Here is a 19,975-nt window from a genome sequence, read left to right on the forward strand (position 1 = left end):
TCTATAAAGACAGCCATTTTCGGATTTTGCAACAGTTAATAATTATATTATAGCATAGCTTCCAGATACAGGAGACTTTTAGAGATTATATATAGCAAGGCTTAGGGTGAAAACGATAGGAAAAGGACCCTTGTTAAGGGTCCCTTTAGGGATACATCCAAGAAAACATCTAGGATACACTTAAGAGTGAATTAATATGGTGCTTCGTTAACGAGGTCCAAAATGGCATTTACGAAAGCAGTTTTGTAGCCCAATACCTGCATATCCGCATGATGTGCTACGTTTGTTGGAAATTCAAATAAACAAGCTTCCATTCCTAAAGAGTAAGCATAAAGAGATACATAGCCATTGGCACCATTTAATAGGAGCTGAGAATTTTGAGAAAAGTATTGTTTAAAGAGCCTAGACAAATAAGCCTGACTTCCATCTACAGTATAAATCTGTTGCAACCATCCATGACTGTCAATGAAAACATTCCTGCCGGTAATAGATTTATGAGCAATAATAAAGTCTCTTAGTGCTTCTGACTCTTTTGCCCAGTTTGCTTGATGCCCCGTGTAGTTTCGTGAGCTGGTGTTGACAACAAAATTGATATCAAAGCTTCGGTTCAGGTCAACTCCGCCTTGTACGAGTACATTCCGTGTATCCCCGTAACGCCATGTCGTACAGCGTCCAGGTCCGTCATTTGTAGTTCCGTCAATTAGCCCGTCAGGATTAGCAACTGGAATAACAAACACTGTCCAATCATGGCTATTTACAGAAGCAATATTCTCGGAAAGCATCTCGATTACACCACCCGCAACATCAACCAATTCGGCTCCATCCTGATTAAAATTGTCTTCGAATCCATGGATAGCAAAGTTTAAGAACAGACGTTTATTTCCGTTTCCAATCTGATAGTATTCCAAATTCCTTCCGGCCCCACTTTGCCCGTAGACCCCTTTAGTAACATTCGCACAGGTGAAATCAGGAATAACTACTTGATAAGAGGATAAACCAGATGAAAGGACATAGCCGCGTTTGGTTGTGTTTGACCCCGTATATTGAATATAGGAATAGCCCAATACATTAGCCGTTAACCGAATGACAGGCTCATACTGATTTAGGCTACCGACTTGGGAATAGGCACTGCTCGGCCCAGCATAGACAGGGATGTCAGCGTTTGCCATATATGTGTCGCTTGACAGATTGGGGAGCGGCCCAACATTTCCCATGTTTTTGAAGGTATACCCTGCAGCAGTCGTGTACCCCCGCTTCCTGGCGGATGAGGTGTTATATTCAATATAACATCTACTATCATTTTTCTCCAGGATAACAACATATTCTCCCGCGCCTATTGCCCCGTATTGGGGAGTTGTTGAAACCAAATCGGGGGTATAATATATGACAATTGTATCGTCATTAACAATAGCCAGTCCGCCCAAATTGTAATGATTCAAAGCGCTGTTTGGAATAAACCCGCGTTTCGGGCCAGCGGCAGTTGTGTATTCGATCTGGTAGAAAGAATTTTCTGCACCCGCAAAAACCGCAACGCCTTCATTGGCTGCCAAGCTGCCAATTGAAGCGTAACTTGTGCTTGGACCCGCATATACCTGCGTCGCAGCATTTGTTAGATCAGCCCATCCCGTATAACTGTTAGTTTTGTCAAAGAGGTCGGCAACTGTACCTTGACCAGAATAAAATCTTAAATCTGAAGAAATCTGAATATACCCTCGTTTTGCTCCTCCAGAAGTTGCATATTGTATATATATCCATTCGTTTTCCTTATGAATCATACCAATATCCTCTTGGGGGCCAACAGATCCTATCAGGGCATAGTTGCTTTGGCTTGGGCCACCATAAACGTCTGCTTGGTTTACCAAAAACGCATAGAAATAATCATTAGTCACTTCAAGGCTTGGCACCTGGGCTGAAGTATTAATTTTATCTAGTCTAAACGTGAAAACATAAGCCCGCTTTCTTCCACTGTTGGTATTATACTCAACGTAGGACATTATATCGTTTTGTTGTAAAATAACAACATACTCTTCCTCGTAGAGCAAACCGGTCTGATAACCGAACATATAGGGTTCTGAATAGGTCGGAGAATCCTGTAACATTTTAGCCAAAGCGGTAGTGCTTGTAGTAAAGGTTCCAGTCTGTATATAACCTCTTTTAGTACCGCTGCCTGTGCTATATTCAATCAATGCAAAATTCGATGTATTTGGGATAAGCACCGTTACTTTTTCATTAGCTGAAACAGAACCGGTTTGGGTATAGGTCGTAATATTTGGACCGCCATAAACATATTGCTTCGAGCTCATTGTGCCTACAACACCGGATGCAAAAGAACTGGGGAAAGGATCCTGAGTGCCTCCTTCAAGGTAGGCTCTACTTTTCTTAGCTCCGGATGGATATTCAATATACTTCCATCCATATTCATTCCATAAGACAGTGTAGGAATCGAATAGATCTAAATAACCAACAACAGCATATGCTTTTTTTCCAGGACCACCGTATACATTTGTAGACATTTTCATTTTCCTTCTTTCCACTAATTGTTTTGAATTAGCTAATTCAATTGTTAAAGAGAGAGACTGCTGGTATTTGTAAACCGCGTCTTTAAAATTTTACGAGACTCATCGGCAAATGTGGTCAAAGTGGAGCGGGTCCTCAGAATATCAGAAGAAAAATTTGCCGAGAATAAGATGAAGGTTTACGAGTGCCAGAGTGAGGTTAATGGGCAGTTGAAGCGGTATAAGGAATTTTAGTCGGATATCTTTTAAAGTATAAAAAAGGCCGTACTAGCGTCATAACACACTAGTACGGCCTTTTTAAGCATTCCATAACTGTTGTGGGGTGCGATAAAAACTGTGGTTGAAGTTGATGCAACGTTGGGCAGTACACCTATACTTCTGTCCGCTAGTTGGCTGGTTAGGGCATATCCCCTTTGTGTGCCCGATGAAGTGCTGTATTCAACATAGGTGTAGCTGCGACTGGTCTCGTTGAAGTGGGTGAATCCTTCACCAGAGTAGACTGTACCCGGAGAGGGGTATACGATTGCCGTTCCGGGACCGGTAAAGACCGTGAGCATTTGGTTGGAAACATCGGCATAGCCCGTAAATGATCTTGTGGGGACACTACCAGCTACAGTTGGCGAATTGTTAATCTGGTTTATACGAGACATAGCCTCTTTTCTTGGTTAATTTACCAACAAAGTATTCGATAAAAAAACCAGTTTTTTCCATGTCATAAACTTGAACGGCTTCATTAAGACCTACACTACCGACAGAGGCATATTTGCTGGAATCAGGTCCATGATAAACGGTTGAGGTGCTTGACATTTCTATCTGCTTCCTTGATTCAGAAATTCAAGCGATAGCTTATCGATACGATAAAGGATTCACAGACATCCAGACGAGAATTGGTGGCAAAAAATACAATGACATTATTAAAATAGCTAATTATAACTTGATAAAAAATTTTCAGAAATAAGTGTTGCAAAAGCTTTTCTAGATTGTCTTTATAGATAAGAAAACCTATTATGGAAAACATTACATATCGGAACTAACTAGACTTGCTTCAGTTTGATTTTTTGAATCATGTACACTCCGTTCAAACAGATGCTCCCAGAACTGTGGTGGAAAATAGAAGTTTCTTTGTTCTTATCAAAGGCCAATATGCTTTTGATTAAGATAAATATAATCTAAGGGGGTGTTAACATGAAAACAAAAAATCCAGATTCCGGCATAAGGATAGGAGTCGATGTGGGGATGCAATCACACTTACTCAGCCGTGCTTCTCCGATCATCAATTGACCAATTCGGTTGCTTCCCATATCAAGGGCATGGAGAACTTTAGAAGCTTTGATATACTCGCTAACTACAATTTGAGTTCACTTGGAAATTATTTTAAAGGAGAGGATTAGAATAATGAAAAATGGAGTTAAAAATAAAATTGCTGCAGGTGTATTTTGTTCAGCTCTATTATTGGGAACGACACCCCTTGCTATGGCAGAAACTCTCGCCAGTAACGGAACCGATAAAACGGCAGCCCCTGTCAGTTCAGTAATTGAAAATAGCACAAGCAATCCAACAGGTATCCTCAGTATTCATTATCATGTCACAGCATCAGTTTTGAATGTCAGGAGTGGTCCAGGGACGAGTTATTCAATAGTTGGCCAAGTATATAAGGGCGACGTAGTATGGTATAATTCTGAATTGCCATGGGATGTTCCCGCTCCATGGACACCTATTTACAAGGGAACTTTACAGGGATATGTAGATGAGAATTATATACAGGAATATTAAAGATTCTTAGCATATTAGGTAAGGAGGAAGTTCCTTCTCTAATATTCGTTAGCTTACTTGTCTCTTCTTCACACTAACCAGATTAAAAAGTTGAACAAAACCTGTCTTGCTTTCCAGAAAACTACCCAAAAGGAGAGGAGCCAAGTAGCTTTTTTACTTGCCATGAAATTGTAAAACAAAATATGGAGGTTAATCTTTTGAATAAAACCATGGTGACGAATAAATTTATTCTCCCACAATTTATCATAGTATTGGCAGTCCTTATTTTCATGATCACCGGGTGTAGCAATTCCTCCAAAAATGTTGAGCTTAACTCAAATAATGCTACAGTAAATTCCGATAAATCGTCTTTGATAAGTCCTGATGATATCAGTTCCTTGTCCACAGATGAAAATAAAATGATGAATACTATAGTAAAGCTAACTCGAACGATCCGCCCAATTGGGTCCCAAGAAGAAAAAGCAGCCTGTGAGGATCTGAAGTCAGAGTTGGAGTCATACGGTTATACTACGGAAGTTCAAGAGTTTCCCTATGTATTGCAAAGCTTGAAACTCAATAATATCCCTTTTCGAGACGGCAAGTTCTTCGACTTTAATATTGACAAACCCGATGGGACAAGTCAAAACTTGATAGCAATAAAAAAACCGGCTACCCCAGATAGTGCAGATATTATAATTGTAAGTGCGCACTATGATACAACCATCCATAGTACAGGCGCCATAGATAACGCATCTGGCGTAGCTGTATTAATGGAAATAGCAAGACAAATCGTAAATTATTCTAGTCAAAAAGAAGTGCGTTTTTTGTTATTTTCCGGAGAAGAGAATTATTTGTATGGCTCCAGGTACTATGTGAACGAGTTAACAGACGATGAACGCCAACATATAATTGCTAATATTAACTTAGATTGCATCGGTGAAGAGGGTGCTAACGAAGCCATTCTAGGAACTGTCAATGGCGAAGAAAATGAAGTTTCCAAGTTATTCGCCAATTATGATATGCCAATCCAAAAAGGCCCGACAAGTGATTATATTTCTTTTTGGAAAGCAGACATTCCCGCCTTAACCATTGCTCAATATCCGGTTATAGACGAAACCGGAAAAGATTTACCAGACGAGATTTCCAGAATAGATAAAACAAAATTAAAAGTAGTAGCTGACATTGTTTCAAAGGTTCTCCTACAAATCAAATAACCCTGAGAGTATAGGCTTTTGTTCCAGGGTCAACATATAAAACAAGGAAGGTACTAGTTTCTTATTGTTTGAAAATTAAGGAGTTGTTGAAAAATGAAATCCAAAAAAGCTTTATTAACAATGATTTCTGTTGTATTCATTCTTTTATCACAAGTACTCCCTGTTTATGCTGCTCAAGATGGTCCTCTGAGAATGACTTATAATAATGGTCTTAATTTATATCAAAATGCTAATTCCAGCTCAACTGTACTTATGTCTATGGGTTTAGGAGAAGCTCTTGCATATCTCGATTACTCTGGTAATTGGCAAAAGCTCAGAGGATGGAAATATACAACATCTTCGATTGTAAATGGTTGGTCGAATGGCAATATCGCTTCAGCTGGTTCTGTAGGAGCAAAAGTTGCTTTAAACATTTACAGATCAGAAAGTGAAACTCCATCAGGCTATGAAGTACCAACCAATGCTTCAATAAATGTTGGTGAGTACGGGCAGTATCTTTATTCCAACCTTCTTTATCTAAGACTTTATAACTACTATTCAGGAGGTATATATGTGACAGCTTATGACTTTGATTCTGATGGAACTGTATTTGTTCACACTAACTTTAGGACAACTTCACCATCCAACTATTACCTTCAACTAAACCCACTATCATAAATTAAATGAAAGGCGGCAGGTTAATTATGAAATCTAAAATCGTAAAAATCTTTATTGTTCCCGTTTTAGGGATTTTTTTCTTAACTAGTGCAATCATCATTAATGCCAATATAAACGACCCAATTGTTGCTAGTGCTTCAAATGATGATAACGTTATAGTTAAAGCAAATCAAATGACCAAAAGTGACATGAAACTTACTGTTACACAAATATCATTTGGTTCACAGCCATTTCAAGATGACCCTGAATTTAAAACAGCAGAAGTATTGATCAGCTTTGGAAATATTAACGGTAAAGATAGAGCATTTGTTCCAAAAGGATATATTGCAGCTTTCGTCGGATCATCCGGTAAAGTTTATGACTTAAAAACAGATGAGTCAATTGAAAAATCTTATAAAATGACCCGTGAGGTAGCAAAACAATATGCTAAAGAAAAAAATGAACTTTATAGTCCTGGAGAATTTAAAATAGGAAAACTATTACAAGTGGATGCTGATGAAGAGACTTTTACCAAAGTAATTTATCAGGATGAAAAGGGTAATAAGACAGAAATTCCTATCGATGGTATGAAACCAAAAATAAAAATTTCAAATCCTGATGCAAAGTAAAATAAAAAATTAAGGGTTCGGAAAATCTACTAAAATAGTCTACAAATTCCAAGAAACAAGCCTACCTATTTTGGTGGGCTTGTTTCTTTAGACTCCTTATAATAGACTGGAGTCACATTTATGCCCATGATGTGCATGCCATCCATCGCGCCGTTGAAATTACCTTCCTGTCCCCCGCCTCCCAGGCTCCGATAATTAAAGATCCGCCGCTTTCCCCGCCCTCCAAATCAACCGAAATATACATACGAAAAAACGTGTTATTATACTCCTCCGTGTATACCCTGTTGTTATACACGATAAAGGAATCAATTTGAGAACCATCCAGAGTATAGACTTGTTCGCTGTTCTCTCTATTGAAATCCATGCACCAGAAAGGGCTATTTGACGATAAAACTTATAATAATAAATTACCTACTCGTATTTTTCAATAACAAAAGACAACAAAGAAGGTTTTTGGTAACAAATTTTTTAATCTACATATTTTACTCCTTCTGCCATCTTCATCGCCGTGTCTTTACTCGTCTGTGCTCGAATCATAAACATGCCGTTATTCATTTCCCAGATAATTGTAACTAGGGAGTTCTTCACGGCAAGCGTTCCCTTATGCCCGTTAATACTCACTGTTTCAAAGTCGGAAGCATTTTCCGTATCTAATGCAGGGCTGCTGCCTTCGCTTAATTCCGTATAAGTGATAAGTGAGCCCTGCTGATTCTTAAATTCAATTTTCTTTAAAAGTTTGCCATTAGAACTATTACTGACTTTATATCCATCCGGTATATAGGTGGGAACATAAGCATTGGTCCAGCCTACAACCGAACCTCCGTTGTCCGAACCGCTGTCGCTTTCTTTTAATTGAAACGACGTATATTTCGGTTGGATATCCATTAAAAAATTCAGCGCCCTGACTCTAACTGCCTGCACGGTCACCACGGTGGTAAACAATATAACAATCACAGCTAGCATGGCTACAGCAATTTTGTTCAATGCCTTAAACATGCGCCGCCTTCTGGCATAAGCCTTATGCTTTTTTAACTGACCCTCCAGTTGTTTGCTAAATCTTTTAAATGTTTCCTCGGAAGGTAGAGACTCTGGAGCATTTCTTAGCTTTTCTTTTTCTGCCAGAAAAAGCTTTCCTTCTTTTTCTGCAGCGTCGTGCATGACCAATCTAAACATACTATCTTCATATTCTTCATAAAGTTTTTTCCTAATTTGTTCAGAACTGTTATTCGGCATACGTTCTCATCTCCTTATCTATGTGCTTTTTTGCTTTTCTTCGGGCTCTTGTCAAATACTGTCGGACACTATCGGGAGATATTTTTAAAATTTCTGCTATTTCCGCGTCATCCATTTCCAATATGTATTTAAAATATAACAAATCTTTTTGTTTCTCTGGAAGCCTTAATATGGCATTCCCCATTTCTTCTATTTCTTCCTGTTGAATTATCCCGTTTTCTATGGTGTCTTCAGGGCCAGAAATCGCTTCAGCCAAGCCAACGCCCTCTCCGTAGTACACATGCTTTTTCTGTACGTCTCTGTGTTTTATAAAGTTAATTGCCACACTTCTAGAAGTATAGACAACATAAGTTGCTGTTTTGCAGCCGTCTAGAGTTCGAATTAAAGAAACCTTTTCAATCAGTTTTACAAAAATATCGTTGATCAGGTCTTCTGCATTGTCCGCATCATGTGTAATACTGTAAACGGTCTTCCGTATGAGACCGTAATAGTCCTGATATAAGTTCAGCATAAATGTCTTATCGTCATCGTCTTCCAGTGCGGCGATTATCATCAAATCACTCCTTTGATACTAATAATAACATAATTTAATTATAACAATTGTGCAAAACCAATGTTTTTTAGGCAATCCAGGCAGAGAGTTGGTCATTACTGCATAATTCAAGACCTACAGATTTGAGTTAGCATTAAACGTACTAATTAAATCATTGCCTGCCGGACTTATTCTAAGAACATTTTATTTTTTATCTGTATCGGCAATCTGAAGGAGAGCATCTTTCAGATTTTGTGGAAACGGCACCCCCATTTTTGCGGCATTTTCAAGTATGCTGATGCCTTCATTGGACAGATAAAACATAATCAACATTGTCCTGAAAGCACTGCCTGAACCAAAGATGTATTGATCAATAATGTTCCCCAAGGCAACAAGGGTAAATATTACTCCTTTTTTGCATATGCCTTTAAATCCGATATCACTCGAAGCTTTCTTTTCATAAATTGCCAACAGAACACCAGTTATATAATCAATTGCTAGAAACACAACCAGCGCATAAGCAAGAGAATCAAAGCCACCTAATAACCATCCCAAAACGCCTCCTAACAGAACAACCAATGTTTTGAAATTACTTAAAACCGTATCCACTTTAATCCCTCCTCCAATCCTTGTCCGAAGATTGTTCAAACCATTTCTCTAATTTTTGCAAAGCTCTCTTTTTTGTTTGGTTTACTGCTTGTCGGCTAATTCTATGAATAAATGCGGTCTCGGTTACGGTATAGCCCAAAAGATAGATCATTTTGACAATTGAATTTTCCGATTCAGTCAGTGCATTTTCAATACCTGTCAATTCGAGTTCGAAATATGTGTCAGTGGTAGATGATGTAGCTTCAGCATAATATAGTTGGCTGTCACTAAGGGCCGAATACGGAAAAAAATCGCAACGTTTTTTTAAAGCTGTTAATCGTTTTACATAGTTGCTGTGTATAGATGTGCATATATAGGAAACCAGAGTCCCTTCGCTTATATTGCGCATACGATCAAGCCGAAAATAATAGAGAAATTCAACGAAATCAAAAAGAAGGTCGTTATAGGCATCGTCATAATAGAGTTTATAAGCATACTTTCTTAGCAACGGATCGAATTTTTTTAATAGCGTTAAGGTCGCGCCGCTATCACCTGTCTGTGATTGGGCAATCAGGTCAACAGTCATCAAGCATACCACCCTTCGACTGCTAAAGAGATGGGTGGTCCAGTTTTGTAAACGTTAACGTAGACAAAGTTAATTTTTATCGTCCACCTTATACCAATAGAAACAAAAAAAGCAGAGAATTTCGTTTGATTCATTCGAAATTCCTGCCTTTTTACACTCCTTGGGAGATATGCTATATGTACAATATCGAACGCAATTTATTGTCAGCAATAAAGAAAAGGTTTAATTTTGACTGACATACCGTCACTACGTGTTTTGCTTACTTTAACATTATTGTTAATCATCAATTATTTCCTTTTTTATGTTCAGGACAACATCTGAATATTTTCAGAACTTAAAATAATACTCTATTCATAGAAAGACAATTTGGTGAGTTGGGAGGTGTTTATAGGTTATCTTTCACGCGTATTAGCGCAACGCGATGATTGCGTATTTGTCCATTGTGATAGTTATTTGGTACAAGAGACTAATCCCCATGCAACGACAAATGTTGGTTCCTATCCTATTTGTGTATTTATGGAGGTTATAGCGATAACGTTATTTCCTACGTCTATTTCAGGCATTCATCCGAAGCCTACTGAAATCTTCCCACAGAGAAGGCTTACTCACGCTAATATCTGGTGACTAAAACCCTAAAATGCTTGTCTTTCTTTTATTCCACCATTGCAGTTACTGAATTCTTTGTTTCATTAGTGTAATTCCGAACATAGCAAAAGCTACAACTAATTCTCAACCAAACTTATATATTTACCTTTTTATGAAGTTTGGAGGCGTGAGCCTCATCATAGTTTTTCATCACAGTTTTGCACCCCCTCCCGGTTATCAAGCTTTTGTAAATCGGGTACTGCTTCTTCGCCCATTCCAACCAGCACCATTCTGACAGCCTTCAGCTTTTCAAAAACATCTTCTGAAAAATCGAAGCGCTCAAGGTTTCTGAAAAATCATTTGCCCGTGAGTTTGGAGGCATGTGGAGATTAGATCTATAAGAGATTATTAATCAAGGAAAAAAGTTAACATAGTATGCCTTTGGTGACACAATGTAAAAAGGAAAGACCGACTAGGTTGTTATGCCTAGCCGGTCTTTAAAACGTGCGAGTATATTTAGTTTCTTTCGCAGAAAGAAATTCGAAAGCACTTTATTCACCCTCAATTATTCTGTTCGATCTTGATCAAAAGGTCTTCTCCTTTTAACCAATGAACCTCGGGCATGGTACCCTCACGGGGTGAATTGACTAAATTACTTATTCTCTACAAATTGAAGTTTGAATCCATTGGGATCATTAATGAAGAAAAACTTTGTGTGAGGATTGGGCTGAAACGGTCCGCTTTGAATTTCTATTCCTCTTTCTTTCAGGAATGTCATAAATTCATCCACAGACTCTACTTCAAATCCCCAAGAAATATCTGTCCCACAATTAATTTTCGTATTGGCTGCGTTACAGACCAATTCAATCTTTGTTTCTCCGTCTCCTAAAAAGGCTATCTCAACCCCCGGTCCTGCAGAAAACCTATTAACTAATTTCAAGCCCACTATTTCCTGATAAAACTTTAAAGATTCTTCTAGATTTGCGACCCTTAATGTGCTCCAGCAGAATTTCATAGGACTAAGCCTCCCTTAAATCAGAATTGTTACCCTATAATTTGGACATAGCTCTCATTTTCTTAAGATGAGGAAACCATACCGTTTTTCCAAATTTTGAAGTTGATACTTGATTTTCCTTCGTTGTTATTTAGCGTCTTTCACCCTACTGGTAATTATAGGTATTATGGTGGCAACTACCAGAATCACTAATATCATACTTGCCATACCGTTAGAAGCAGCGAAGCCCCTTGGCTCACTTCCTTTTATAACACCTAATACTTGAAGTATTATACCAATAAGTCCTATTATGGAACCACCAGCTACCAGCCCGGAAGATAAGCTTATTCCATTAGATACTTTAACTTCTTTTTCCTTTTCCGATGTGGAAGTTCTTTCTATGAGGGAACGAATTAAGGCACCTACTAAAATTATGGAAGTTGTAGAAATTGGTAAGTAGAATCCTATAGCAACTGTCATTATAGGCAGGTTTAGAAAGAATAAAACGATTCCCATAATAACACCAAAAATAATCATGACCCAAGGTAATTTTCCTGAGATTATACCAGCTGTTAAGGTTGCCATTAAGTTAGCTTGAGGCAGGGCAAAGGGAACGTTATCACCGGTCATGGCAAGTTGATTGGAAAGTAATAATATAGTACCGGTTACAACTACAACGCCAACGATACCCGCTATGGCGAAGTATTTTTGCATTTCGTTTTTGTCTCCGCCTATTATGAAAGCAACTTTTTGGGATTGGCAGTAACCGCCGGCTGTTGCTATAGCTGTAACGATGAATGTACCAAAGAGAAGTAAAGACCTGTTGCTTTCAGGATTTGTCCATTTCATTACAACGAATAAAAAGGTTACAAGAACTAAAGAAGCTATAGTCATACCAGATACAGGAAGGTTGGAAGTTCCAATAGTACCTGTTAAACGACCTGAAACAATGACAAATAATAATGATAAGAATAATGATAAAACAGAAGCGGTTACGGCCATTAGTATGTTACCGCCGGATACCAGGAAACCTGCAATAAGACCTACGATTATACCACAAAGTAGGATTAAGTTTGTGGCAGATGAGCTATCATCATTGTTTGCTGACTTAGCGTTGAGAGTTTCTTTAATTGAAAATATTATAGTAGGTATTAACTTTACAGCACCAATTATACCGCCGGAAAGCATCATACCTGCGCCGATATATTTTACATAACTACCGGCTATATCACTAACTTTCATAGCGTTTATCGCAACTCCAGGATTATTCCATACGGTTACGCCACCTTTTGCCAGATCAGAGAAGTAACCAATTAGAGGCAAAATACCGAAGTTCGATAAAATCGAACCAGCAAACATGGTTAAAGAAACTTCCATGCCAACTATGAATCCGATGCCTAATAATAAGGGATTAACTTCAACTTGAAATCTCCACTTGTAAAAGGATTCGTTGACGTAGCTTATAACGTTGTTAACGACATTTAAAAATGAACCCGTTATAATAGTTATGACACCACTTATTCCAAACCCTATTCCCATGTACTTAAGAGATTCTCCGGCGCTTTCTGAAGCTACAAGTGTTTCAGAGATAGCCATTGACTCAGGGTACATTAATTCACCGTGTTCTTCAACGATTAAGTAATTATGAACTAGGGAAGCTATGGCTATACCGAATAAGACGCCGCCTACCCCAACAACAAAACCTTCTAAAAAAGAAGCTTTTGAACCTATTAAAATAATGGCCGGTAAAACGAATATCATCCCACTGGCAATTGATTCCCCGCCACTTGACATCCCTTGAATTAGGTTCTTCCCAAGAATACCCTTTTGTTTGGCAAAGGCAGCTATAAGTGCGGAGCCTATTATCGAACCTGGAATACCGGCTGCAACTGTAAGACCCGATTTCATCCCTGAATAGGCAGTAGAAGCTGCAAACAAAGCCGCCAACACAATGCCGATTGTTAATACTGCGGCGTTTCCACCAGATTTTTTAGAACCGCCGGAAATGAAAGGTACATAGTCTTTTCCGGCTACGCCGCCATATGCATCTTTAGATAACTTATTATCCACAATATACCTCACAACATATTTTTCTTTGTAGTATTGTCACCTAATTTGAAAAATATGTTGTGAGGTAAAATATCAGTTGGAAGAGGAAGACGACATCTTCTCCACTTTATAGGATTTCTACATACCCTTCTGTTCCATGGACGCGAATCCGTTGCCCATCTTTGATCAGTTTGGTATAATTTCCATTCCAGCAACTGCCGGTAAGCCGTATTCCCGGGCAATCACTGCTCTATGGGTCATCAGTCCCCCAACTTCGGTGACCAGGCCTTTTATGGATCCATCCGGCAACTGCTTCAATCCTCTCGCCCCAGCTCCTGTCTGTCCAGTTTCATGAGTTGTTCCATGCTGTAATCAATGATTTTTGCCTTTCGCTCTGAAATTATTACAGTATAAAACTCCTTTTGTACTGGAAGCAGTGTCGGTGTTTTATCAACGAGCATGCGAATTTTTCCCATATCAATCCGTGCAGAAACTCTTTTTAGAGCCGCCGTGCAGTCTGGATTTCTCAGGGAAGAGATAATTTCGAAGTAAGAAATTTTCTTTCCGTCTTCCTCAATGGACGAGGCAGGAAAAACATAAACCTGCCTGTCAATCTCATCTTCACTGTTCAGGACATCCCCCATATCCTTGGCTGCAAGCTGCGGGTAGAGACAGGAGCCACAGTCGTAAACGGGGGCAATTTCAGCCGTCTTAGACTGTTCATCTACAAGAATGCCCCAGTTTCCATTGTACCTGTCAAAATTACCAAGCAGTGCATCGGCAATAAACATATCCCAAAAGAAGTCCCGAAGCTGATTTTTCCTTCCCCCGTGGATCAGTATAGGTATCGAACAGGGTCTCCTGGGTTTTGAATCTGAGGGATGCAAAGATATGGCAGGCAAGGTATTCACTGATACATCCGTTGGTGTAACTCATGGTTTTATTGCGACTTGGGACAGGCGGGAATTTAAGCATATAGCTATTGCCCTCATAAAGAATATTGATTTTATTCCCATTTGCCCCACCATAAGCGTTAATAAAAGATTAATTTAACTGGGTTAATGTTCGATTTCAATACTTAGCGCACTTAGGGCACGGATATTTTTCACGGCTTATTCTTTTATCTTTCTAGCCATCGTCAGTCCCGCTCATACCAAGGCCTTCAGAAATCACAAATAAGCACTACCACGCACTCCACAAGAAGCACCCATGGATGGTCTGAACAGATTGCGAAATCTTGCATCGTTCTATGACTAATACTAATAACCTTAGTTTATACAAACGAGCCTGTTAACAAGACATCCACCCCGGCGGGGACTACTCACACTGGTAGGTTTCGATTAATCTCAGTACATCTGGTTATCGTGCTCCTACAAATTCCAAAACCTTAGCAATTGTCATATCTGCAATGCCTTACGGGGCTTATGACAAAATCTATAATACCCTTATAGCTACCTAAACATTACGTACTGTCCTTCAAATTTTGCTAACAGCTTAATTTCATCTTTGCAATACACATTTAGCTTTATTCGAGCCCGACCGAACTTATTGAATGTCAGTAGAAACCTTTCTACGTCTTTCTTAATATTCCTTCCAAAAAACAGTATTAGTCCTATTTTTCCTCCAAGAAACAGTAATGCCAGACCGTCCCACTAAAAACGACCTGGCTTAATATGTTCCCCCCCTACGCTCTGTCACCCTAAAAAGACAATCGTGCTCTTAAACCTGCTCATACCATGACTTTCAGGAATCACACATATACCACTATTATACACTCCACGTGCACCGCCCACGGAAACATGTCAACCGTCACCACAACCACCCGGTACCCCTGCTCTGAAAATCCCAGCCCTGTGCCAAGTCTCTGAATCTAGGAAACAAAGAGTCCCATGGCGAGGGCTTCTTCAGGGCTAAAAAGTGCACACCCATTAACACTCTAGGATGATGCTCATTTTTAATACTTTATCTTCGGCATTGAAGGAGTAAATTCCATTGTATGCTTTTACTGCCGCTGCAATGTTCTTGTTCAACCCACCTAAAGAAGACCGGAATCTATTTGTTTAAAGTTATCTTCTGGTACCACTAAAAGTCTATCTATGCTTTCAATCATCTCTGGCTTATCATTAGGTATATTCCCATTAATTGGAGCATAATTCGAGATATGATCACTGAGCAGCTCGAAAGGACCTTCTAAGTTAGCTATCAGAAGACGGGTTTCCCTTAATACTTCGTAGGGACTGAGAAGGTGAAATCGCCCTTGTTGGTAGTCTTCATAAAGGGGCGTCCCTTTCCAAGGAACATAAGTGCGGAACCGAACAAAATCCGGGGTAAAGGCATTAAGAACCCGAGCACTTTCTAAAGCATGTTCTTGAGTACGCTCACGTCCACCGATCCCAAGGAGGATATATTCACTCAGCTCAAGACCGGCCTCTCTCACCTTGAGACCTTCTTCGATCATTTCAGCTGCAGTGAAGCCTTTTTTAATCCTACGAAGAACTTCGTCATCCCCACTCTCCATTCCCGAGTGTATACGGGTTAAGCCTGCCTCTCTCAGAAGGCGAAACTCATTGAGTTTTTTTAACTTCATGAATTTCGCAGAGCCATAGACGGTCATACGTTTCAAGTAGGGAAACATTTCCCGAGCATAGTGAAGAATCTCTAAAAGCTGATCTGTTTTCATCAAAATCGTATTCCCATCGGGGAAAAAAATCGACCTTACTTTGTTGCCATGAAAATCTCGGGCCATGAGAAGGTCCTCTTTTATATCGGCCACGGACCGGATTCGAAACTTTGTGTTCCGATACATACCACAAAATGTACAATCATTGTGGGGACAGCCAATAGTCGCTTGAATCAGCAAACTTTCGGCTTCACTGGGTGGACGATAGACCGTTCCTTCATAACGCATGAAATCACTCTCCTTGCAAAGTCTATTCGCTGGTGGTTTCTTCCTTACAGGTCGTCCCGGGACGGGGTTGCTGACAACTCCTCTACTTTAATTTCCTTGGCAGACGTTGCGCTATATGCCTAATCATCTCATAACTTTTCTGCGAAATAGGGGGAACTTTGTCTCTCCAATATAAAAAGGTTCTTACCTAACATAATGATAAATTCACTTGACATTATACGTAAAGTTGACTTTACTTTTTGGAGGATCCACTGGTGAAAAACCGTATTCAAAAACTGTGTAGAGATAAACGCATCACGCAAGAAGAATTAGCCGTATTATGCACTGTCACTCGACAAACGATTATTTCATTAGAAAATGGCCGCTATAACCCTTCCATTTTCCTTGCCCACAAAATTTCTCAAATATTTCATTTGACAATAGAAGAAGCATTTCTTTTTGAGGAGGATATTCATGAACTACGCTAAAAAAACCCTGCTATATTTTATCGGACACACTTCCGTTGGTATCACCCGTGCCTGGCCCTCTATAACTCCGGAAGAAACAGGCAGACCTGCAAGAGCTTCCGCTGGGAGATTTTCTCGCTTGCACTCCCCTGTTATGATTTCACCATCAGAGGTGATAACCCGGGGGGGAGTTAGTTTTTCATAGAATTTGTACTCGTCTTTTCGAAGGCTTAGTATCCGGGGATCCAGTTTCTGGGTGTCTACGACTTCACGAAGTTCCTCAAGTGTGAGGTAGTAAATATCTTCTTTGTCCTGAATAACGCCCTCTTGGAGGAGCTCTTTGGCTTCTTTCAGCAAAGCCTGCTTATAAACAAAGTAGCGATTAATCCTGCTGTATTTTGGATATTCACGATAACCGATGTAATTCCGCATTAGGTCGATCATACTTTTGGTTTCTTGGGCTTTTTCTTCACCCTCCGGCAGCTGCTTCAATCGATCCCAATAACTCCTGTTCTTTTTGCAAAGCAACACGCTGCCCTTGCGCAAATTTCCGCTGGCCGGCCTTAGGCTCTAAGTTTTTCACTCCAACGCGGTTTGGTAATATCGATTTCTCCTGCACAGCGCATTCCGTATTGATTAAGAAAAGCAGTGACTTCCGGATAAGGACGAATCACATCTGCCACATCCATTAGCGCCAGACCCATTTCTGATGTAATATTGTTGAGCACAGATTGAGAAAGTGTGTCTGCTGGGTTTTTTCACCTAACCACTGATTCATTTTTTCATTGAGCCAGACGCTGGCATCCATAGCAGCCATAATCACGCTCGTACTTTTGGGGTCAAATAGAATCTTCTTCAATTGATGGATATCTTCCAGAATATAATCCAAGAGATCCGTTCCTGATTTTCCTTGGATGGTCATGAGTGCGTCTTTCATAAGGGGATCGTGTTCTCCCATAGTCTTCAATAATGCTTTTCTGCTGTCAGGGGAAGCCAGCATAGGTGTAACATCAACAAACATCCTGCCTCCGGCTGTAAACCTGGGTCCAAACGATGTTAACTGGAATATGGACGTTCCCAATGGTTTCAAGGGGTCAGTCATCATTTGTTGATGACCGACAGATACATAGACGTGATTCTCTTGGGTCTCTGCTGAAGGGATGGGGTACAAAGTAGTGATTGGACGACTCTGGACAATGAAGAATGTATCATCAACCAAACACCATTCAATGTCCTGGGGGCAACGGAAATAAGCTTCGATCTGTCTTCCCAGGCGTGCCAACTGTAAAATTTGCCGGTCGGTGAGTGTTTGAGTCTTTTGCCGATCAGGATCGATCTGCTGGGTCTCTGTTCCGCCTTCTTTTAGTCCATAGATGGCCAGTTTTTTTGTTGCTATCAGCTTAGCAGCGATTTCTTCTTCCCGTACTTTATAACAATCGGCAGAGACCAAGCCTGAGACCAGGGCTTCTCCCAGTCCAAAACCAGCATCGATTGATAGCAGCTTTCGGCTAGAAGTAAGGGGATCAGCGGTAAATAAAATCCCTGAAGCCTGTGGAAAAACCATCCTTTGCACGATAACGGATAAATATACTTGGCTGTGGTTAAATCCGTTTTGTATTCGTTAGATTACCCCACGATCTGTAAAGAGGGAAGCCCAACATTTGCTGATATGCTTGAGGATTGCTTCTTTTCCGATAATATTTAAATAGGTTCGTGTTGACCGGCAAAAGAGGCCTGAGGTAAATCTTCAGCAGTCGCACTGGAGCGCACTGCATAAGCATGTTCGTCCCCAAATCGGGAGAGATAGTGAGCAACTGCTTGCACAACATCGGCAGGGATTTCTGCTTCCCTAATGATTTGTCGAATCTTCCTGCTGATATCACCAATTTGATCTCGATCCTCTACGTTGAGCAGAGTTAGTTGATCCAACAAAGCTTGGAACCTTTCGTTTTCTTCCATGGCTTTTTGATATCCCTGGGTAGTAACACAAAATCCTTCCGGTACTTGTATGCCATGGATTTTTGTTAGTTCCCCTAAATTTGAGCCTTTTCCGCCAAGGAGCAAAAGAGAACTCATTCCATACCTCTCCTAACCATTACATTTCTTTTGGTTTCTTTGCTATATCTAAACCTTGCGATTCCTACTTTCATGATGTGAAGTAAGTCTCTAACCTTTCTGAGGTACGGTACCAATTCACACTTCAAGGGGTAGTCTGGAATTACTTCCATATGAATGTAGGGTGGTTGTTACTTCATTCTTCGCTAAATTGCCGATAACCAGTATTCTAACCTTATCTTGATCATACAATCCATCTTCTCCCACAAGATCACCCTTATCCATCTTTACCTTGTCACTGAATTCTTCATTAAATATCTTGAGGGATGGCTAACCTTCGCTGACCCATTATAGCAGTAGCCAATGGGAACAAATAGTCTATTTTTTCAATTTTTGTATGTTATAATCACAAGCACTGCCTGAAGAATTTGGCCCATGATGTCCTGTTGGAAAATAAGAGTATGTGGCAATACGCGGGCCCATAAAAAATTGTGGCTACAACCTCCACAACTGTTCTTAACTAAATTACCCTGGGCTGCTTAGTGCAGCCCAGGGTAATTTAGTTTCTGTGGTCAATTCATGATTTTTCTAATTTCCTCTTCACTCAGTCCTGTAGCCTTTATAATCATATCGATTCCCATACCTAGCCTCAGCAAATTTTCTGCCACTTCCAGCTTACCCTTCTCCATGCCCTTTTCTATGCCTTTCTCTATACCCTTTTCCATGCCTTTTTCCATGCCTTCTGTGATTAGCTTTTCCGCAATAGTCATAACGACTTCACTCCTTTCCAAAGAAATCTCTTTAGCTAGCTCGTAGACCGTCCGAAATTCCAAATCATTCCTGGCATTCATGATGTAACGGATAAAAGTCTCAAAGTATTCCGCCCATTGCCTTGGTTTTCCAGCTGATTAAAAGCCATGATAGATACAATTGGAGGGCTATCTTGGGAGAGGGGTAGCTTTTATGCTCAAAAAGAAGGTAAAGATAGCCGTCTTTATGATTGATTTTAGTTTGGAATAGCAGATCGGAAAAGGGTTTAATGAATTGTTGCCAATTTGTATTGTAGATAGGTGGTGATTCGGCCAAATTGCCATTGACAATTTCTTTCCTTATGTTTCTAAATTATTTCAATCCACGCTTCCCTGTGGGAAGCGACAGGTAGTTATGAAATATTTGAGATGACACATAATATTTCAATCCACGCTTCCCTGTGGGAAGCGACATGCCAAATAATGATTAAATAAATAATAAA

At 39.9% G+C, this 19,975-nt stretch carries 19 protein-coding genes and 3 pseudogenes; 5 read left to right on the forward strand and 17 right to left on the reverse strand.

The window, feature by feature from the left end; genetic code table 11:
- Nucleotides 1–191: 191 nt before the first annotated feature.
- The 3 genes from LJE72_RS21480 to LJE72_RS21490 all read right to left on the reverse strand — a co-directional run bounded on the left by LJE72_RS21480 (nt 192) and on the right by LJE72_RS21490 (nt 3,323).
- A complete protein-coding gene (locus LJE72_RS21480; RefSeq protein ID WP_229250034.1) occupies nt 192–2,513 on the reverse strand; it encodes a M14 family zinc carboxypeptidase in 2,322 nt (773 codons plus the stop codon).
- Nucleotides 2,514–2,761: 248 nt separating this feature from the next.
- Nucleotides 2,762–3,166, reverse strand: coding sequence for a hypothetical protein (locus tag LJE72_RS21485; RefSeq protein WP_229250035.1), 405 nt, complete (start codon nt 3,164–3,166; stop codon nt 2,762–2,764).
- Nucleotides 3,144–3,323 carry a hypothetical protein gene (locus LJE72_RS21490; RefSeq protein WP_229250036.1) on the reverse strand — a complete coding sequence of 60 codons (180 nt, stop codon included), beginning with the start codon at nt 3,321–3,323 and terminating at the stop codon, nt 3,144–3,146. The genes LJE72_RS21485 and LJE72_RS21490 overlap by 23 nt, the downstream gene beginning before the upstream one ends.
- A gap of 588 nt (nt 3,324–3,911) precedes the next feature.
- On the opposite strand from LJE72_RS21490, the gene LJE72_RS21495 reads away from it, so the two are divergent.
- From LJE72_RS21495 to LJE72_RS21510, 4 genes are all read left to right on the forward strand, one after another.
- Nucleotides 3,912–4,289, forward strand: a complete 378-nt coding sequence (locus tag LJE72_RS21495) for an SH3 domain-containing protein (RefSeq protein WP_229250037.1) — start codon at nt 3,912–3,914, stop codon at nt 4,287–4,289.
- A 197-nt stretch (nt 4,290–4,486) separates the two neighbouring features.
- Nucleotides 4,487–5,482 (forward strand): M28 family peptidase, encoded by a 996-nt coding sequence (locus LJE72_RS21500; RefSeq protein ID WP_229250038.1) that lies wholly within the window; start codon nt 4,487–4,489, stop codon nt 5,480–5,482.
- A gap of 93 nt (nt 5,483–5,575) precedes the next feature.
- On the forward strand, nt 5,576–6,139 hold the full coding sequence (locus LJE72_RS21505; RefSeq protein ID WP_229250039.1) for a hypothetical protein: 564 nt from the start codon (nt 5,576–5,578) through the stop codon (nt 6,137–6,139).
- Between the two features lie 26 nt (nt 6,140–6,165).
- The gene (locus LJE72_RS21510; RefSeq protein WP_229250040.1) at nt 6,166–6,747 is read left to right on the forward strand and encodes a hypothetical protein; all 582 of its coding nucleotides are present in this window, start codon (nt 6,166–6,168) and stop codon (nt 6,745–6,747) included.
- Nucleotides 6,748–6,865: 118 nt separating this feature from the next.
- Here LJE72_RS21510 and LJE72_RS21515 read toward each other — a convergent pair whose 3' ends face one another.
- The 10 genes and pseudogenes from LJE72_RS21515 to LJE72_RS21560 all read right to left on the reverse strand — a co-directional run bounded on the left by LJE72_RS21515 (nt 6,866) and on the right by LJE72_RS21560 (nt 16,222).
- Nucleotides 6,866–7,111, reverse strand: coding sequence for a hypothetical protein (locus LJE72_RS21515; RefSeq protein ID WP_229250041.1), 246 nt, complete (start codon nt 7,109–7,111; stop codon nt 6,866–6,868).
- A 104-nt stretch (nt 7,112–7,215) separates the two neighbouring features.
- Entirely contained in the window at nt 7,216–7,980 is a 765-nt protein-coding gene (locus tag LJE72_RS21520) for a DUF4367 domain-containing protein (protein ID WP_229250042.1), read from the reverse strand.
- Nucleotides 7,970–8,533, reverse strand: a complete 564-nt coding sequence (locus LJE72_RS21525) for an RNA polymerase sigma factor (protein ID WP_229250043.1) — start codon at nt 8,531–8,533, stop codon at nt 7,970–7,972. Before LJE72_RS21525 ends, LJE72_RS21520 begins: the two co-directional genes overlap by 11 nt.
- A gap of 183 nt (nt 8,534–8,716) precedes the next feature.
- On the reverse strand, nt 8,717–9,121 hold the full coding sequence (locus LJE72_RS21530; RefSeq protein ID WP_229250044.1) for a phage holin family protein: 405 nt from the start codon (nt 9,119–9,121) through the stop codon (nt 8,717–8,719).
- A gap of 1 nt (nt 9,122) precedes the next feature.
- Nucleotides 9,123–9,686, reverse strand: a complete 564-nt coding sequence (locus tag LJE72_RS21535; protein WP_229250045.1) for an RNA polymerase sigma factor — start codon at nt 9,684–9,686, stop codon at nt 9,123–9,125.
- 1,237 nt (nt 9,687–10,923) lie between these two features.
- Nucleotides 10,924–11,286, reverse strand: a complete 363-nt coding sequence (locus tag LJE72_RS21540) for a VOC family protein (protein ID WP_229250046.1) — start codon at nt 11,284–11,286, stop codon at nt 10,924–10,926.
- Nucleotides 11,287–11,412: 126 nt separating this feature from the next.
- Nucleotides 11,413–13,335, reverse strand: a complete 1,923-nt coding sequence (locus LJE72_RS21545) for an OPT/YSL family transporter (RefSeq protein WP_229250047.1) — start codon at nt 13,333–13,335, stop codon at nt 11,413–11,415.
- 106 nt (nt 13,336–13,441) lie between these two features.
- Nucleotides 13,442–13,611, reverse strand: a pseudogene (locus tag LJE72_RS21550) (PEP-utilizing enzyme); the annotation flags it as partial.
- Nucleotides 13,612–13,628: 17 nt separating this feature from the next.
- A pseudogene (locus LJE72_RS21555) lies at nt 13,629–14,352 on the reverse strand (CtkA family protein).
- A gap of 997 nt (nt 14,353–15,349) precedes the next feature.
- Nucleotides 15,350–16,222: a radical SAM protein gene (locus LJE72_RS21560; RefSeq protein ID WP_229250049.1), complete on the reverse strand. Its 873-nt coding sequence runs from the start codon at nt 16,220–16,222 to the stop codon at nt 15,350–15,352.
- A 254-nt stretch (nt 16,223–16,476) separates the two neighbouring features.
- On the opposite strand from LJE72_RS21560, the gene LJE72_RS21565 reads away from it, so the two are divergent.
- Complete coding sequence (locus LJE72_RS21565; RefSeq protein WP_229250050.1) at nt 16,477–16,689, forward strand: helix-turn-helix transcriptional regulator; 213 nt, start codon at nt 16,477–16,479, stop codon at nt 16,687–16,689.
- A 39-nt stretch (nt 16,690–16,728) separates the two neighbouring features.
- Here the strand turns inward: LJE72_RS21565 and LJE72_RS21575 are convergent.
- The 4 genes and pseudogenes from LJE72_RS21575 to LJE72_RS21590 all read right to left on the reverse strand — a co-directional run.
- A pseudogene (locus LJE72_RS21575) lies at nt 16,729–18,744 on the reverse strand (phosphoenolpyruvate synthase); the annotation flags it as partial.
- A 117-nt stretch (nt 18,745–18,861) separates the two neighbouring features.
- Complete coding sequence (locus LJE72_RS21580; RefSeq protein ID WP_229250052.1) at nt 18,862–19,008, reverse strand: hypothetical protein; 147 nt, start codon at nt 19,006–19,008, stop codon at nt 18,862–18,864.
- A gap of 287 nt (nt 19,009–19,295) precedes the next feature.
- Complete coding sequence (locus LJE72_RS21585) at nt 19,296–19,493, reverse strand: RpnC/YadD family protein (RefSeq protein ID WP_229250053.1); 198 nt, start codon at nt 19,491–19,493, stop codon at nt 19,296–19,298.
- A gap of 100 nt (nt 19,494–19,593) precedes the next feature.
- Nucleotides 19,594–19,809, reverse strand: a complete 216-nt coding sequence (locus LJE72_RS21590; protein ID WP_229250054.1) for an Rpn family recombination-promoting nuclease/putative transposase — start codon at nt 19,807–19,809, stop codon at nt 19,594–19,596.
- Nucleotides 19,810–19,975 lie beyond the last annotated feature (166 nt).

The sequence above is a fragment of the Desulfosporosinus shakirovi genome (assembly GCF_020595055.1).
In the GTDB taxonomy this organism is placed as follows: Bacteria; Bacillota; Desulfitobacteriia; order Desulfitobacteriales; family Desulfitobacteriaceae; genus Desulfosporosinus; species Desulfosporosinus shakirovi.

Excerpts from the sequence above, each read along its gene's own strand:
- LJE72_RS21480 (WP_229250034.1), bottom strand. The coding sequence starts at position 2,513 with ATGTCTACAAATGTATACGGTGGTCCTGGAAAAAAAGCATATGCTGTT.
- LJE72_RS21520 (WP_229250042.1), bottom strand. The coding sequence starts at position 7,980 with ATGCCGAATAACAGTTCTGAACAAATTAGGAAAAAACTTTATGAAGAA.
- LJE72_RS21510 (WP_229250040.1), top strand. The coding sequence starts at position 6,166 with ATGAAATCTAAAATCGTAAAAATCTTTATTGTTCCCGTTTTAGGGATT.
- LJE72_RS21540 (WP_229250046.1), bottom strand. The coding sequence starts at position 11,286 with ATGAAATTCTGCTGGAGCACATTAAGGGTCGCAAATCTAGAAGAATCT.
- LJE72_RS21490 (WP_229250036.1), bottom strand. The coding sequence starts at position 3,323 with ATGTCAAGCACCTCAACCGTTTATCATGGACCTGATTCCAGCAAATAT.
- LJE72_RS21485 (WP_229250035.1), bottom strand. The coding sequence starts at position 3,166 with ATGTCTCGTATAAACCAGATTAACAATTCGCCAACTGTAGCTGGTAGT.
- LJE72_RS21525 (WP_229250043.1), bottom strand. The coding sequence starts at position 8,533 with ATGATAATCGCCGCACTGGAAGACGATGACGATAAGACATTTATGCTG.
- LJE72_RS21585 (WP_229250053.1), bottom strand. The coding sequence starts at position 19,493 with ATGACTATTGCGGAAAAGCTAATCACAGAAGGCATGGAAAAAGGCATG.
- LJE72_RS21580 (WP_229250052.1), bottom strand. The coding sequence starts at position 19,008 with ATGGATAAGGGTGATCTTGTGGGAGAAGATGGATTGTATGATCAAGAT.
- LJE72_RS21515 (WP_229250041.1), bottom strand. The coding sequence starts at position 7,111 with ATGGATTTCAATAGAGAGAACAGCGAACAAGTCTATACTCTGGATGGT.
- LJE72_RS21505 (WP_229250039.1), top strand. The coding sequence starts at position 5,576 with ATGAAATCCAAAAAAGCTTTATTAACAATGATTTCTGTTGTATTCATT.
- LJE72_RS21560 (WP_229250049.1), bottom strand. The coding sequence starts at position 16,222 with ATGCGTTATGAAGGAACGGTCTATCGTCCACCCAGTGAAGCCGAAAGT.
- LJE72_RS21535 (WP_229250045.1), bottom strand. The coding sequence starts at position 9,686 with ATGACTGTTGACCTGATTGCCCAATCACAGACAGGTGATAGCGGCGCG.
- LJE72_RS21495 (WP_229250037.1), top strand. The coding sequence starts at position 3,912 with ATGAAAAATGGAGTTAAAAATAAAATTGCTGCAGGTGTATTTTGTTCA.